16 protein-coding genes are annotated in these 13,962 nt (G+C 62.5%); 4 read left to right on the top strand and 12 right to left on the bottom strand.

Annotation, left to right across the window (positions count from 1 at the left end; genetic code table 11):
• The coding region (locus GY725_17055; GenBank protein ID MCP4005901.1) for a response regulator at positions 1 to 693 on the bottom strand (693 nt) is incomplete at its 3' end.
• A gap of 211 nt (positions 694 to 904) precedes the next feature.
• On the opposite strand from GY725_17055, the gene GY725_17050 reads away from it, so the two are divergent.
• Entirely contained in the window at positions 905 to 1,624 is a 720-nt protein-coding gene (locus GY725_17050) for a serine/threonine-protein phosphatase (GenBank protein ID MCP4005900.1), read from the top strand.
• A gap of 2 nt (positions 1,625 to 1,626) precedes the next feature.
• Here the strand turns inward: GY725_17050 and GY725_17045 are convergent, their stop codons facing one another.
• The 3 genes from GY725_17045 to GY725_17035 all read right to left on the bottom strand — a co-directional run bounded on the left by GY725_17045 (position 1,627) and on the right by GY725_17035 (position 4,425).
• Positions 1,627 to 1,842, bottom strand: coding sequence for a flagellar biosynthesis anti-sigma factor FlgM (locus GY725_17045; protein MCP4005899.1), 216 nt, complete (start codon positions 1,840 to 1,842; stop codon positions 1,627 to 1,629).
• A 151-nt stretch (positions 1,843 to 1,993) separates the two neighbouring features.
• On the bottom strand, positions 1,994 to 2,743 hold the full coding sequence (locus GY725_17040; GenBank protein ID MCP4005898.1) for a FliA/WhiG family RNA polymerase sigma factor: 750 nt from the start codon (positions 2,741 to 2,743) through the stop codon (positions 1,994 to 1,996).
• A gap of 305 nt (positions 2,744 to 3,048) precedes the next feature.
• Positions 3,049 to 4,425, bottom strand: coding sequence for a sigma-54-dependent Fis family transcriptional regulator (locus GY725_17035; protein ID MCP4005897.1), 1,377 nt, complete (start codon positions 4,423 to 4,425; stop codon positions 3,049 to 3,051).
• An 87-nt stretch (positions 4,426 to 4,512) separates the two neighbouring features.
• On the opposite strand from GY725_17035, the gene GY725_17030 reads away from it, so the two are divergent.
• Positions 4,513 to 5,898: a sigma-54-dependent Fis family transcriptional regulator gene (locus GY725_17030; protein ID MCP4005896.1), complete on the top strand. Its 1,386-nt coding sequence runs from the start codon at positions 4,513 to 4,515 to the stop codon at positions 5,896 to 5,898.
• Here GY725_17030 and GY725_17025 read toward each other — a convergent pair.
• The 5 genes from GY725_17025 to GY725_17005 are packed head-to-tail and all read right to left on the bottom strand — an operon-like array spanning position 5,885 to position 10,183.
• Positions 5,885 to 6,658 (bottom strand): class I SAM-dependent methyltransferase, encoded by a 774-nt coding sequence (locus tag GY725_17025; GenBank protein ID MCP4005895.1) that lies wholly within the window; start codon positions 6,656 to 6,658, stop codon positions 5,885 to 5,887. The genes GY725_17030 and GY725_17025 overlap by 14 nt on opposite strands.
• Positions 6,655 to 7,944 carry a glycosyltransferase family 4 protein gene (locus GY725_17020; GenBank protein ID MCP4005894.1) on the bottom strand — a complete coding sequence of 430 codons (1,290 nt, stop codon included), beginning with the start codon at positions 7,942 to 7,944 and terminating at the stop codon, positions 6,655 to 6,657. Before GY725_17020 ends, GY725_17025 begins: the two co-directional genes overlap by 4 nt.
• Positions 7,944 to 8,657, bottom strand: coding sequence for a class I SAM-dependent methyltransferase (locus GY725_17015; GenBank protein MCP4005893.1), 714 nt, complete (start codon positions 8,655 to 8,657; stop codon positions 7,944 to 7,946). The genes GY725_17020 and GY725_17015 overlap by 1 nt, the downstream gene beginning before the upstream one ends.
• Positions 8,638 to 9,885: a glycosyltransferase family 4 protein gene (locus GY725_17010; protein ID MCP4005892.1), complete on the bottom strand. Its 1,248-nt coding sequence runs from the start codon at positions 9,883 to 9,885 to the stop codon at positions 8,638 to 8,640. The genes GY725_17015 and GY725_17010 overlap by 20 nt, the downstream gene beginning before the upstream one ends.
• A 4-nt stretch (positions 9,886 to 9,889) precedes the next feature.
• Entirely contained in the window at positions 9,890 to 10,183 is a 294-nt protein-coding gene (locus tag GY725_17005; GenBank protein MCP4005891.1) for a hypothetical protein, read from the bottom strand.
• Positions 10,184 to 10,278: 95 nt separating this feature from the next.
• Between GY725_17005 and GY725_17000 the strand changes: the two genes are divergently transcribed.
• Together GY725_17000 and GY725_16995 are read left to right on the top strand one after the other, a co-directional pair.
• Positions 10,279 to 10,662 carry a hypothetical protein gene (locus GY725_17000; GenBank protein ID MCP4005890.1) on the top strand — a complete coding sequence of 128 codons (384 nt, stop codon included), beginning with the start codon at positions 10,279 to 10,281 and terminating at the stop codon, positions 10,660 to 10,662.
• A gap of 75 nt (positions 10,663 to 10,737) precedes the next feature.
• Positions 10,738 to 11,862, top strand: coding sequence for an anhydro-N-acetylmuramic acid kinase (locus GY725_16995; GenBank protein MCP4005889.1), 1,125 nt, complete (start codon positions 10,738 to 10,740; stop codon positions 11,860 to 11,862).
• Here GY725_16995 and GY725_16990 read toward each other — a convergent pair.
• The 3 genes from GY725_16990 to GY725_16980 form a co-directional block, all read right to left on the bottom strand.
• Positions 11,859 to 12,593, bottom strand: coding sequence for an MBL fold metallo-hydrolase (locus GY725_16990; protein MCP4005888.1), 735 nt, complete (start codon positions 12,591 to 12,593; stop codon positions 11,859 to 11,861). The genes GY725_16995 and GY725_16990 overlap by 4 nt on opposite strands.
• Positions 12,586 to 13,545 (bottom strand): NDP-sugar synthase, encoded by a 960-nt coding sequence (locus GY725_16985; GenBank protein MCP4005887.1) that lies wholly within the window; start codon positions 13,543 to 13,545, stop codon positions 12,586 to 12,588. Before GY725_16985 ends, GY725_16990 begins: the two co-directional genes overlap by 8 nt.
• On the bottom strand, positions 13,542 to 13,962 hold a 421-nt coding region (locus GY725_16980), incomplete at its 5' end, for a phosphotransferase (protein MCP4005886.1). The genes GY725_16985 and GY725_16980, both read right to left, overlap by 4 nt.

Raw genomic sequence — 13,962 nt, 5'->3', positions numbered from 1 at the left:
GGCAGGAGCTTCGGGCTGCGGTATCGCGGTCGTGGCAGGAGCTTCGGGCTGCGGTATCGCGGTCGCGGCCAGAGCTTCGGGCTGCGGTATTGCGGTCGCGGCCAGAGCTTCGGGCTGCGGTATCGCGGTCACGGTCGGAGCTTCGGGCTGCGGTATCGCGGTCGCGGCCAGAGCTTCGGGCTGCGGTATTGCGGTCGCGGCCAGAGCTTCGGGCTGCGGTATTGCGGTCGCGGCCAGAGCTTCGGGCTGCGGTATTGCGGTCGCGGCCAGAGCTTCGGGCTGCGGTATTGCGGTCAGGCTGTGAGGGTCGACGACACGAGTCCGCTCCTGGTCCGTCAGAGCGTAGAACTGGCCGATCAACGCCTGCGCCTCAAAGGGTTTGGCGATGTGGCCACTCGCTCCGACCGCCCGGGCCTTCTCTTCGTCATATGTCTCGAAGGTTCCCGTTAGCAATAAGAGTGGGATGCCCGCGAGTTCCGGATCCCGTCGGATGGCCGCGCATAGCTCGTATCCGCCCATCCCGGGCATCGCGATGTCGGCCATGATCAGATCGGGCTTCAATTCCATCGCTCGAACCAGGGCATCCGCGCCGTTGTCCACGGTCACCAGTTCCACGTCTTCATTTGCGAACGTGATCCCGACGACCTTCTGGATCGTGACACTGTCGTCGGCTAGAAGCAGGGTCTTGGGCATTCCGCCTGAACCTCCAAGCACAGAAACCAAAAGCCATAACTGGCGTTACTTCCGGTCTCTATCGGTATTCTTGCGTGAGTGGTTGAACTCTCTGCCGACGAATGCGCATAAGAGACGATATCAAATCCTTCGGGGGTGGGGCGGAGTCCCGTCAAGGTGGGCTGAGAAAGACCGATTCCCAGAGTATGTGGAAGCGGGAGATTTTCGCCTCATGTCTCTGAGATATGCGGCGTGTACGGACGTCGGACGACGTCGCCGGGTCAATGAGGACGCGTTTGCCATCCGTGCGGACCGCGGTCTATTCGTCGTTGCCGACGGACTTGGCGGACATGTCGCCGGCCGCCGCGCATCCAGCACCGCCACTGCCGCATTCGTCAGCAGCTTGCTTCTCGCCGACGGTATTTCTCGGCCGGACGCCATGCGCTACGGAGCGCTTTGCGCGAACGCCGCTCTTCACGATGCCGCCGAGCGTGAGCCCGATCTTCGGGGTATGGCGACCACGTTGGTTGCGATCTGGGTCGTCGAGAACCAGTTGACGCTCGCGCACGTGGGCGATAGCCGCATCTATCTACTGCGCAGTGGAAGTCTGCGTCCGCTGACCCTGGATCACTCCGTGGTGGGCGAACTCGAAGCGCAGGGCCAGCTATCGCCTGAACAGGTGGCGACCCATCCGCAACGTCACGTGATCACGCGCGCGCTGGGCGTGCGCCTGCGGGTCGAGCCAGACATCGCATCGATGCGCGTGCAATGTGGCGACGTGGTCCTGCTGTGTTCGGACGGAATCAACGGCCAGCTGACAGACGAAGACATCTGCGACACGCTGGTCTCCCGAGCGGATGATCTGGACGCAGCCGCTCGGTCGCTGATCAGCGAAGCGAACGCCCGCGGTGGGTCAGACAACGCGACGGCCGTACTGGTCGGGATCAAATAGAACTAGGAATTCGACTCCAGATCGCCCTTTGAGAGCAGGCTCTCTGCGATCGAATCCGGATCCGCTCGATATGCACCGAGTTCGATGCGTCGCTTGAGTTCTTCGAGGCGCTCCTGACGAGCGTCGCCGTCCGCGCAATCTCGAAGGTATTCGGGGGAGTAGAGATCCTCGGCCGTCAGGTCGGGTTCAATCACGCGATCCTTTGGATCATGGGCCATGCCCGCTCTCCTCTCCGTAGTACGCACCCGCAGACTCGCCGGCGCTTGCATGGAGGAATCGGGACGTTCCTCGAACTTCTTTAGCATTCCTCGACGCTAGCGCCAAATCCGCTGGTTTTACAGAGATTTCTGCGTGTTGCTGGGGCCGGATTCAGCTCTGGAGAAGACCTCGAAGCTTGGAGCGAAGGCGAGCAACGGCCTTCGTGTGGATCTGGCAGACACGTGATTCGGTGATGCCGAGCACGCCGCCGATTTCCTTCATATTGAGGTCTTCGTAGTAGTAGAGCGAGATCACCAGGCGTTCCTTTTCCGGGAGAATGCCGATGCATTCCGCGACCGCTTCGCGTCGCTCGCGCAACTTCAGCGATGAGAACGGGTTTTCGGATTTTACGTCCTCAAAGATGTCGCCGTGCAAGGGCTGATCGGAGTCTCCGCCGGAGCGCAGTTCGTCCAGATTGACCATGGAGACACCGCGTACCTGGTTCACCAGGAAGTGGAACTCCTCGAGGTCGAGGCCGAGCGAAGATGCGACTTCGCTCTCGGTGGCTGCGCGACCGACGCGCTGCTCTATTTCCTGATACGCCTGCTCGAGTCTTCGAGACTTCTGCCGGATGGAGCGGGGAACCCAGTCGAGCGAACGCAACTGGTCGAGGATCGCACCCTTGATGCGGAACTCTGCGTACGTCTTGAACTTGCAGTTCTTGTCCGGATTGTACTTGTCGATCGCATCCATCAATCCGATGACGCCCGTGCTCTGCAGGTCGTCTAGATCGATATGCGATGGCAGCCTTACGGCGATCCGGTTCACGATGTACCGGATCAGAGCAGTGTGCTCCAACACGATCGTTTCCTTGACCTCCTGCGGGATCTTGCCGTGCTTTTCATGTGCGTCCCGAAGCATAGCTTCCATGCCAACCTCCCGAATCCATTCGTAGCTCGCACTCTCACGCGGCTAATGTGCAATTCGAATGCCGCAAGCGTGTGGGCTCGCGCTGGTTCGAAGGTGAACACGCATGCGCACGCAGATCTGCCGAAAGAGGCGGGCGAGCCCAAGCGGAAACGCAGCGGTGGCGATCTGCATCGGGATTCGAGGCTGCGATCGCAGCCGTCGATCGATTGACGGTCGGGTACCAATCGGGGTTACCAAAGCGTCATCGGGTTCCGGTTCGTTACCGATCCGGGATCCGAATCCGATCTGCTAGACAGTTATTCGGGAGGCTGGAGACCCTTGGAGCGGATCTTCTCGACGAGTGTCGTGCGCTTCAGGTTCAGCAGGTTCGCCGCACGGTTCTTGTTCCAGCCCGTCGCATTCAGCGCCTGCGTGATCAGATCGGCTTCGACTGCACCGACTACCTTGTCGAAATCGATGCCGTCTTCGGGCAGTGCGACACTCGGAAGACTACTCGAGTGGCCGAGGATCTCGGTCGGTAGATCCTCCTCGTCGATCCAGCCGCTGCGCTTCAGGATGCTCATGCGTTCAACCATGGCCTGTAGTTCGCGCACATTGCCCGGCCAGTCGTACTCGATCATGTGCTTGATGGCGGACGTCGTGACGCCCTTGAGCTCGGGGTAGTCCCGGCGTTGCAGGGCCAGGAAATGCTCGATCAGCAACGGGATGTCATCGCGGCGTTCCCGCAACGAGGGCACGTTCACAGGCACGACGCTCAAGCGGAAGTACAGGTCTTCGCGGAAGCGCTTCTCCTGGATCAATAGCGGCAGGTCTTGATTGGTCGCGGCGACGATTCGCACATCCACGCGTTCGGGTTTCGAGGTGCCCACGGGCTCGAATTCGCGCTCCTGGATCACTCGCAAGAGCTTCGTTTGCAGCACGGGGCTCATATCGCCGATTTCGTCCAGGAAAAGCGTGCCGCCGTTCGCCGCGCTGAAGCGTCCGATGCGATCGCGCAGAGCCCCCGTGAAGGCCCCCCGGACGTGCCCAAAGAGTTCACTCTCCAGCAGTTCTTCGGGGATCGCGCCGCAGTTGACCGCGACGAACGGTTTTTCCGAGCGCGAGCTGTTGAAGTGGAGTGCGCGCGCCACGAGTTCTTTGCCCGCTCCGCTCGGCCCCAGGATCAGGACGGTGGCGTCGGTGTCTGCAACCTTCTGCACGATGTCGAGTGTTTCGCGCAGCGCGTCGCTTTCGCCCACGATGTTCTCGAAGCCGAAGCGCACCTCGAGCTGGCGCTGGAGCTGGCGGTTCGAAGTTCGCAGTCGGCGGAACTCGAGCGCGTTTTCGAGCATGGGGCCAAGGCAGGCGATCTGGTCGTAGTCTTTTGCAATGAACCAGAATGCGCCCGCTTCCTGAGCTTCGATCGAATGCTCAGGAGAACCGAAACCCGTGATTACGATGCATACGGCTTCCGGGTCGGCTGCCCGCACCTGGCGCACGAACTCAACTCCGTTCACTCCTGGCATCTTCAGGTCGGTCAAGACGAGGTCGTAGGGGCGCTGCTTGAGTTTCTCGAGTCCGGTCGCAGGATCGCCAACCGCCGTAACCGCAAGGCCTTCGCCTTCCAGATACCGGGTCAACGCTTTTCGATACAGCGCATCGTCATCAACAACGAGTACAGACGCTCGAACCACTCAATCTCCCCCCAAGGAGCGGCGGAAGTGTAGGCGAGCCAGTGCGTTCGCTCAAGCCGTGGTGAGAACGCTCCGATCACGCGGGCGATGTCGGACGAGAATCCAGTCGCTTCGCGGCGCCGCTCTTCAGCGCGACCGCGCGTGTTGGTCGCAGACGACGAACCTCGCCTGGTTCGCAGTCTGCGCCGACAGGTCGAAGGCGGCGGATACGAAGTTCTGGAGGCACCGGACGCCGCAAGCGTGCGCAAGCAACTCCGTCGGGATCCCGAAGTCGTTCTGCTCGATCTCAAACTGGGTGAGGCCTCCGGTCTCGAGCTCATTTCCGAGATCCGAGGAAGCTGCCCGCAGGCCGAGATCGTCGTGATCACGGGACATGCGAGTGTGGATTCCGTAGTTGCATGCATGCGTGCGGGAGCCTTCGACTACCTGGAAAAGCCATTCGGTGACCAGCATCGGGTACTTCAGACTCTCCAGCGTGCGCGTGAGTTTCGCGGTCTACGCATACGCAATCGCGAACTCGAGGGTGAACTCGACCGGCGTGCGGCGCTGGAGGGCATCATCGCGCGTTCCCAGCCCATGAAGCGCGTGGTCGACATGATTCGCGACCTGTCTTCGAATGAAAGCAATGTGCTCATCCAGGCCGAGAGCGGGACGGGCAAGGAACTGACCGCGCGCGCTCTGCACTCGACTTCGCCCAGAGGGGATGGACCGTTCGTGCCCGTCGATTGCGGTGCCTTGCCGGAAGGCATCATCGAGTCGGAACTCTTCGGTTACGAGCGCGGTGCTTTTACCGGTGCGGTTCGTGCGTCGGAGGGCTTGTTTCGCAGCGCCAATGGCGGGACGCTCTTTCTCGACGAAATCGGGGAACTCCCCGTCTCGCTTCAAGCCCGGCTCTTGCGCGTGATCCAGGAGCGCGAAGTCCGTCCGTTGGGCGCCACTGAATCCATTCCTGTCGACGTGCGCCTGATCGCGGCGACGAATCGCGATCTGGCCGAGGAAGTGCGCCGAGGTGGATTTCGCTCGGATCTGTTCTACCGGTTGCGGGTCGTATCGATCGAGGTGCCACCGCTGCGCGAGCGTCCAGAAGATATCCCGGAGCTGGTCAAGCTCTTCTTGTCCCGAGCTCCCAAGGATTCTCCCGTCAAAGGCATCGAACCGGATGCACTTCAGGCGTTGGTCGACAATTCCTGGCCGGGAAACATTCGCGAACTCGAGAACTGCCTCGAGGCAGCGCTCGCACTCGCCCGCGGTCCCTGGTTGCTTCGTGCGGACCTGGGCCTGGGCGATCACAGCGCGCCGAGTGCCACGCCTCCCGAGGGGATCGAGTTGTCACTCGAAGCCTACGAGCAACGCTGTTTGATCGACGCCCTGAAGCGCGTTGACGGTGACGTGAAACGCGCAGCGCAACTACTGGGAATTGGTCGCAGTACGCTGTACCGCAAACTCGTCCATCACAACCTCAACGACTCGTAGGTCTGCCGGAGACGATGAGCACGTCGGACAGCCGGGGGAAGCGCCTCGCAATCCGGTCGCCCCATTCGAGCAGGCGTCGGGCACCGTTCTCGGAAAGGCGCCCGAGCAGGTTCGCCCAGGGCTGAACGCCCCAGAGTAAAGAGATCCCGAGCCATTCTTCGATCTCGATGTGCTCTTCGATCTGCCGGCGCAGGAGGCGCAGGTCGTAGCGTGTGAAATGATCCGAGGGAACGTGATACGGTCGGCGACCGCCTGGAAGTCGCTCGGGGAAACGGTCGAAGAACTTCTGCACCCTGCAACCCAGGGAGCCGAAGTTCGCCACGGCCAGTACGACCCGGCCGTCCGGTTTCGTGACGCGCGCCATCTCGCGGATGCAGGCGTCGGGATTGTCGAAGTGATCGAGTGCTCCTTTGCAATACGCCGCGTCCAGGCTGTCGTCGCGGAAGGGGAGATGCTCTGACCAGGCGCGCACCCAGTGCACGCTTCCTTTCAGATCTACGTTTTCCTTCGCTTCGATCAGTCGGCCGAGTTCCGTCATTCGGCGCGACGGCTCTGCGCAGATCGCCCAGGCCCCTTCGCTTGCAAGAGCGCGGTCGTCCTGTCCGAGTCCGGCCGCCGAGTCCACGATCTGGACCGCGCCCCGCGCGCGAACGGCGGCGAGCGTTTCCCGAGTCATGCGCTCGAACAGGAACTCTGCGTCGCGCGAAGTGCCGGTCGGAATCACATCGGACATGTCCCTGTCCAGGTCGACGACTCTCATGCGGCCTCGGCGTTTGCGTCGATCGGAGGCTGCGGCGTGTCGTGGAATTCGCGCAGTACCTGCTCGTAGACCTTCTCGGTGCGAAAACCGACCTGTGCCCAGCCGAAGCGTTCTTCGAGTCGAGGGCGAGCGTCCAGGACTTCCCGTTGCGCGTCTTCCCAGCGTTCCAGCACGCCGGCGATTCCTTTGGCCAGGTCCGCAGCATCGGCCGGTTCGACCAGCACTCCCGCACCCGCTGCGTGGATTACTTCGGGTAACGCTCCTGCGCGTGTTGCGACCACCGGTGTGCCGGCCGCCAGGGCCTCGATGGCGGGCAGGCCAAAACCCTCAAACAGCGAAGGCAGGACGGTGATGGCCGATTCGCGAAACACTGCTTCGAGTTCTTTGCGTGGAAGTTTTCCTTCGAAGTGAATCCGCTCGCGCAGATGCAGATCGTCGATCTGGTTTTCCATCGGTGTGTTTTCCGGGAACGCGTCGAGTACTCGCAGAGATACCTCTGGAGGCAGGAGTGCGAGCGCAGAGATCAAGTACTCCAGACCCTTGTTCGGATCCCCGCAGCGCCCGATGAAGAGCAACTGGGGAGCTTCGGGTCGGGTGCGGGGTACGCCCGGATCGGGCAGGTCGACGCCGTTGTGCACGTTGTGGATGCGAGCCCTTGAAACGCCGAAGTCGTTTTCGATTGCGTCGGCCGATACCTCACTCGAGGTCAGGACTCCGGCAAGGCGACGCGCGACCCGGGCCTGCGTTCGCACCGGATAAAACGTAAGGCTGCCTTTGAACTCTTCGAATGTCCGGTCTCGCTGCAGGCTGGAGCGGCGATCGACGCTGAGCGGATGATGAATCATCGTGACGACGGGCAGCCCGATCGCCTGCAGACCGAGCAGTCCATAACCCACGGATTGTACGTCGTGGACCAGTTCATAGCGCACGCCTTCGCGGATGCGCGCGAGTACCTGGCGCGCCGCGCGCACGCTGAACGCGAACGGTTCGGGCAGGAAGCCGAATCGGCTGACCGCGTACTCGAAGAAGTTCAACGGGTGGAAGATGCGAAGTGGGTCGGGTTGCGGCAGGAAGGCCCCCGGTCCGCTCTTGAAGCGACTTCCCCAGAACATCTGATTCTCGATGCGAAACTCATTGGCCCAAGGCATTGGGTCGGGGTAGGGCGGGCCCACGAAGACGTCGATCTCGTGGCCCATCTGGGCGAGTCTCCGCGTGAGTGCGTGCAGATAGATGCCCTGGCCACCACTCTGCATGTTTCCGCGGTAGCACAGGAATGCGATGCGCATCAGGAGATCCCGCTGGCGACCCGAGTTCCGTACAGGATCAAGCTCTTCGGCCAGACCCAGTCGAGAAGGCGCTCGATTCTCGACCACATCGCGGAGTTGGTTGCCCGGATGAGGAAACGCCGATAAGCGCGTGTCGGGCCAGGGGTTTCGTCATCCAGTCCCATCAGGGATCGGATCACCCAGTACGGCGTGTGCAGGGAATGGGCGAAGCTCACATCGTCAACGCGCAGGCCGGCCCGCGACATGGCTTGTGCGAGGTCGCGCGGTTTGAACACGCGGATATGGCCCCCCGGGCTTTCGAAATAGTCGCGTGTGAGCATCAGGTAGAACCACTCGCTGGTGGCGGTCGGAATCGTGATCCCGATTCTTCCACCGGGTCGCATGACCCGAACCAGTTCGCGAATTGCGGCCGGGAAGTCGTGAACGTGTTCCATGACTTCGGAGCAGATCACGCGATCGAATGCGGCGTCTGGGAAGGGCAGGTGAAACACGTCGCCGCGCAGAACGCCTGCAGAGATCTTTTCTTCGCCACCCTCGCGTCGATCGTTGATGCCGGCGCGGGCGAGCTTCAGGGAGTCTACGTCGAGGTCGAGTCCCGCGACGCGCGCACCGCGGTCGAGTGCGCCGAAGCAGTGACGGCCACCGCCGCAGCCCGCATCGAGCAACCAGTCTCCTGACTCGAGTCCGAGGTGATCAAGATCGACGGTGAGCATCGACTACGTCTTCCAGAACCTCTGCGGTGTGCCTGGCTGCATCGTGCCAGCTGAAGACTTCGAGAACGCGCTTGCGCGCGGCGCGGCCCATGGCGGCCAGTTGGTCGCGCGGCAGAGTCACCAGATCGGTGATCGCGCCGGCCAGGGCCATGGAATCGCGGAAAGGCACGACTCGGCCCGTCTCGTCGTCGGTGCCGACCACTTCGGGAAGCGCGCCGCCCGCGGTTGCGATGACCGGCAATCCGCAGGCCATGGCTTCGGAGGCGGGGAAGCCGAAGCCTTCAAAGAACGACGGAACCAGGGCGATGCGCGCCGTGGAATACTCGGCGACCAACTCTTCGACCGTGAGCATCCGATCGACGATCTGGACGCGCTTCTCCAGCCCGAGTTCCTTGATCTTACGGGGCACGAGTCCGTCTTCTGGAATGCGTCCGTCGACGATCTTCAGCGTGATCTGTTCGTGAGTCTGCGCGAGCGCGTCCAACAGGTAGGGGATGCCCTTCTTGCGATCCTCGGTGCGTCCGACAAAGATCAGGTCGGTTTCGATCTCGCGGTCCTGCGGGTGGAAGATCTCCGCGTCGGTTCCGTTGTAGACGACTGACACATCTTTTTGCGGAACGCCGAAGTGTCGTTCGATCTCGCGCGCGGACGCGTGGGAGACCGTGAGGATGCGATCGAGTCGCGGAACGACGAACTCCTGCATCATCATCGGGAAGTAGAGCGTGCGCTTCCACTTGCGCCGAAAACGCGCGTCGATCTCGAAATCGGCCAGACGGTCGATGTGCAGTGGGTGGTGCACCATTCCCGCCACCGGTACGCCCATCGCACGCAAGCCCAGCAAGCCCCAGCACAGGGACTGGTTGTCGAGCACCACGTCGAACTGGTGCCTGCGCTGCAGTTCTCGCCAGCGCAGCATCAGCCGCAGTCCGAAGGCGGTCATCTCGGGAAAAACGCCGAAGCGCGTCGTGCCCAGTTCCCAGAGGTTGATCGGCAGCAGGGCTCGGAAGGGATTGTCCTTCGGCAGCGCTTCTTCCATGGGCAGGGCGAAAAAATTTTCGTTGGGAATCACGTGGAGGGGGATTTCCGGGTGGAGTTCGGGCAGCGGGGGGCCGGAAATCACGTGGACCTCGTGACCCAGTTCGTGCAGGCCCTTGGCCAGATAGGCCGCGTAGATACCCTGGCCGCCGCAGAACATATTTCCGCGATAGGTTAGAAGAGCGATGCGCACCTGATCAGGCCTGTCCCTTGGACGCCTCGTTCGTGGCGGGCTCTACGCGCGTGGGGGCCGAGGGGCCTCCGCTCTGGCCAAGAGGCTCGCCCTGGGCTTCGACCTGCACCGTCGCGATGGTCCAGCCGATCCACGCGACCAGGCCGATCACGAAGATCGTCCCGATCGTCACTGGAATCGCCAGGGCCCAATAGGCTCCGCTGAGCACCCCGTATAGGAATAGCGCGCCTGCTACCAGGGCAGCGAGGCAGACTAAACCCCCCAGAACTCTTGATCTTTCGTCGGCTCGATCACTCATCGGGGCCGGACGTTACCCGTCCGCTGATATGGCTGTCAATTCAGCCAAAGGCCCGCCTGTCAAGATCCGGGCGCGATCGGCCGAACTGTCCGTTCATGAACCCAAATGGCCCCCCCGCGCCGCGCCGCGACTTGCGCAATCCGATTCGAGTGGAGTGCGTACGCGCCAGCGGCGACAAGCCCTTTTTCATGGGATACGCCGGAAATCTCTCGGAGACAGGCGTTTTCATCAACTGCATGAACCCCCGCCCAGCCGGAACTCGCGTCCGGCTGGTCCTGCACATGCCGGGAATCTCGCAGCGCCGCTTCAGCTCGATTGCCGAGGTTCGCTGGCAGCGGGACTACGATGGGCGCAACGCCCCGCCGTCCGGCATGGGCCTGCGTTTCATGGAGCTGAGCACCGGAGTGCGCAGCATGCTGCGCGTGTTCTGTGCCAGCAATGAGCCCGATACCTTCCGGAAACTCCTGACCCCCGCCTGAGCGGGATCGCCGATCCGGTTGAAACCGGGCCCCGGTCCGGCTACCCAAGTCTCATGACTGGGTAGGGAGAGCAGTGTGCTCTGGATCGGACTGATGTCCGGCACTTCCGCAGACGCGGTCGATGCCGTGCTGGTGCGTATCGGCGGCGCGTCCGCACGTGCGCCCGAAGTACTGGCGTTTGAGTCCCTACCGCTCGAAGAAGAGCTGCGCAGGCGCATTCACGAGGCTTGCCTCGAACGTGTTGCGCTGCGCGACCTGGTTGCGCTCGATGTGGAACTTGGCGAGCGCTTCGCCCACGCAGCGCTCCTCGTCGCGCGCTCAGCGGGTGTAGAGCTCGAATCGATCGAAGGGATCGGCTCGCACGGCCAGACTGTGGGGCACTTTCCAGAGGTGCACGGCACACTGCAAATCGGTTCAGCCGCGGTGATCCACGAACTCACTCGTATTCCGGTGGTGGCGGACTTTCGCAGCGCTGACCTCGCGGCCGGCGGCCAGGGCGCTCCGTTGACGCCCTTCCTGCACCACGCGTGTCTTGCGGCGGCCGGGGAACGCCGTTGTGTGCTGAATATCGGCGGTTTTACGAATCTGAGTTATCTGGACGGTCAGGACGCGGCATCGCTGATCGCGTTCGACCCGGGTCCCGGCAACGCGTTGATCGATCGCGCGGTGCGCTGGGCCTCGGAAGGCGCGGAGCGCTACGACGTAGGGGGGGGCCGCTGTGCGCGCGGCAAGGTGTTCAGCGCAGTCGGCGCACAGATGCTCCAGGACGAGTACTTCGGCGTCGGGCCGCCCAAGAGTACCGGTCACGAACACTTCGGAGCGGCCTTTTTCGAACGCGCGCGCGACGCCGTGGTCGAGCAGGGCGGAGAGCCCGACGATGTGTGCGCGACGCTTGCCTGGTTGACCGTCGAGAGCGTCGCCCGGGCAGCTGAGAGCTTTCTACCCGCCGAGGCGGACCGTTGGCTGGTCTACGGAGGTGGCGTACACAACTCCGCACTGATGGACGGTCTGCGCTCGCGGCTGGGAGATGCCCCAGTCGAAACCACCGACGATTACGGCCTCCAGAGTGATGCCCTCGAGGCGATCTGTTTCGCGCTACTGGGCTGGTGCTATGCCCGCGGCCGCGTGTCGAACATCCCGTCGGCTACGGGCGCGCAGCGCGAGGTGTGTCTGGGCAGCCTGACCGGGGTCTTGCGCTAGACCTTGAGGATCAGGCCGTCGTGGGCGATGTCGAAGCGCACTCGGTCCATGTTTTCGAGCATCTCTTGACCCAGGTGGGTCAACACCATGGAGCTGCAGCGAAATCGCTCACGGGCCAGATCGAGTTCGCGATGGCTCAGGTGGAACTCGTAGTTCGGGTCGAAGTTGACGCATTCGCTGATGAAGAGGTCTACATCTCCCACTTTCTCGGGGAGTTCTTCATGCCAGCCGGTATCCCCGCTGAAGCAAACGGAGCGGTGTTCGCTCTCCACCCGCAGCATATGCGGTTCGGTCACCGGCTGGTGATGTGCCGGCATGGGGATGAGACGGAAACCCTCGATTTCCAGTGACACCCCTGCGCGATACTCCTCGAAGCTGAGTTCATAAGGGCGCTTCCGCTCGCCCTCGAAACACATTGCATCGCCAATTCGGGCGATCCGCTCCCGGACGCCCTTCGGGCCGATCACCTGGAGAGGCTTGGTTCGCTCATCGGCGAACTCGAAATCCAGGAGCATGAAAGGAACGCCGCCTATGTGATCGCCGTGATAGTGACTGAGTACGATCGCATCGATCTCGCGCGGGTCGATGCCCAGTTCGCGCAATCCGAGCAACGTGGTCGGACCACAGTCCAGGAGCAGTGTACGGTTTCCATCGCGCAACAGGATCGCCGTGTGCCGGCGTCCACCGCTGCCGAACGCATCACCCGTACCGATGAAAGTGACCTCAAGCATCACGCCACACTCGATCGTCGTGTGCGACGCAACGCACCAGCGTGGATTCCGCTCCGATCCGGCTATTGGGCAAGCTGAGGCTGGTTTCGACGCGCGCATTCTCGGCGACCCGGGTACCGCGGCCGATCACCGCATGCGGTCCGACTGTCGCACCGGTTGCAATGCTCGCACCGGCGCCGACCCACACTGGACCGCGCAGTTCGCCTTCGATCCGGGCATCGGGAGCGATGCGCTCGTGCTCCGGGCATTGCTCGAGCGCCAGGAGGTTCGCGTCGAGCAGTTCCCTGGGAGAACCGACCGGCCACCATGTGGCGGAAAGGGGTTGCTCCCAAACGTGCAGAAGTTCGCCGTCTTCGAGTGCCGGCAGGTAGACGTCCTGCATGAGTTGAAACACCGCGCGATCCGGCATCCGATCGAAGATCTGGTTTTCCATGACCTGCACCCCGATGAACAGTCCACATGCCTTCTCGCCACCTCGATCGACGAGTGTGGTGATCCGGCGCACGCTTCCTTCCGCATCGTAGCCGATCGTGCCAAATTCTTGCTTGCGGGGATCGTCACGCAACGCCAGCGTCGCCAGGGCTCCGGATTGATGGTGGCTCCGCAACAGATCCGATAGTTCGATATCCAGACACATGTCCGCGTTCAGGATGAGGAAGGGATCGCTCCCGCCCAGGAAGCTGCGGGCTCCCTGTATTCCGCCACCGCTGCCCCGGAGTTCCGGCTCGGCGAATAGCGAAACCGGAATCGGAGCTTCCGCAAGGGCCTCTCGCAGCGTTTCGGAGAAAGCGTGGACATTGATCGCCACTTCGGTCACGCCCTGGATCGCGAGACGCCGGACCATGCGAAGCACGACGGGCACGTCGAGCACCGGCAGGGCCGGTTTCGCAATTCCGTCCGAGAGCGGCAGCATGCGCGTGCCGAGTCCGGCGGCCAGGAGCATCGCCTTCACGCTGGACGATCCTGAAGCGCGTTTTCGAAAACCGGTACGAAGTGCTGGAGTGCCGAGGGTAGCTGCGGAAGGGATTCCAGTACTGAGTCGCGTGCGCGCTGGATGAAGGGCGCGTAGCGAGCATCGCCTTTTTTCTCGGTCACCAGGCGATAGCGTCCGAAGTCCTTGCATTTTCGCTGCACGATCAGGAGCGCCAGTGCCTCGCGAGTTGGCGGGCAACCGCGTTCTTCGGCGTAGAGGTCGAGCAGTTCCCGTCGTGTGGACGCATCGATCTCGATGTAGGAGTCGTGTAACAAGGCGGCCAGATCGAGTTCTGCGGGTGCCAGAAGGGCATCCTGATAGTCGAGGATGCGCAGACGTTCTCGTGCGTCGATCATCAGGTTCTGACTCTGGTAGTCGCGAAGGCAGACCACCCGC

The organism is bacterium (assembly GCA_024226335.1).
In the GTDB taxonomy this organism is placed as follows: Bacteria; Myxococcota_A; UBA9160; order SZUA-336; family SZUA-336; genus JAAELY01.
Note: the sequence above shows the minus strand (reverse complement) of the source record. Positions and strands in the feature narration are given on the sequence as shown.

Excerpts from the sequence above, each read along its gene's own strand:
- GY725_17050 (MCP4005900.1), top strand. The coding sequence starts at position 905 with ATGTCTCTGAGATATGCGGCGTGTACGGACGTCGGACGACGTCGCCGG.
- GY725_17045 (MCP4005899.1), bottom strand. The coding sequence starts at position 1,842 with ATGGCCCATGATCCAAAGGATCGCGTGATTGAACCCGACCTGACGGCC.
- GY725_17040 (MCP4005898.1), bottom strand. The coding sequence starts at position 2,743 with ATGCTTCGGGACGCACATGAAAAGCACGGCAAGATCCCGCAGGAGGTC.
- GY725_17030 (MCP4005896.1), top strand. The coding sequence starts at position 4,513 with ATGTCGGACGAGAATCCAGTCGCTTCGCGGCGCCGCTCTTCAGCGCGA.
- GY725_17025 (MCP4005895.1), bottom strand. The coding sequence starts at position 6,658 with ATGAGAGTCGTCGACCTGGACAGGGACATGTCCGATGTGATTCCGACC.
- GY725_17020 (MCP4005894.1), bottom strand. The coding sequence starts at position 7,944 with ATGCGCATCGCATTCCTGTGCTACCGCGGAAACATGCAGAGTGGTGGC.
- GY725_17015 (MCP4005893.1), bottom strand. The coding sequence starts at position 8,657 with ATGCTCACCGTCGATCTTGATCACCTCGGACTCGAGTCAGGAGACTGG.
- GY725_17005 (MCP4005891.1), bottom strand. The coding sequence starts at position 10,183 with ATGAGTGATCGAGCCGACGAAAGATCAAGAGTTCTGGGGGGTTTAGTC.
- GY725_17000 (MCP4005890.1), top strand. The coding sequence starts at position 10,279 with ATGAACCCAAATGGCCCCCCCGCGCCGCGCCGCGACTTGCGCAATCCG.
- GY725_16990 (MCP4005888.1), bottom strand. The coding sequence starts at position 12,593 with ATGCTTGAGGTCACTTTCATCGGTACGGGTGATGCGTTCGGCAGCGGT.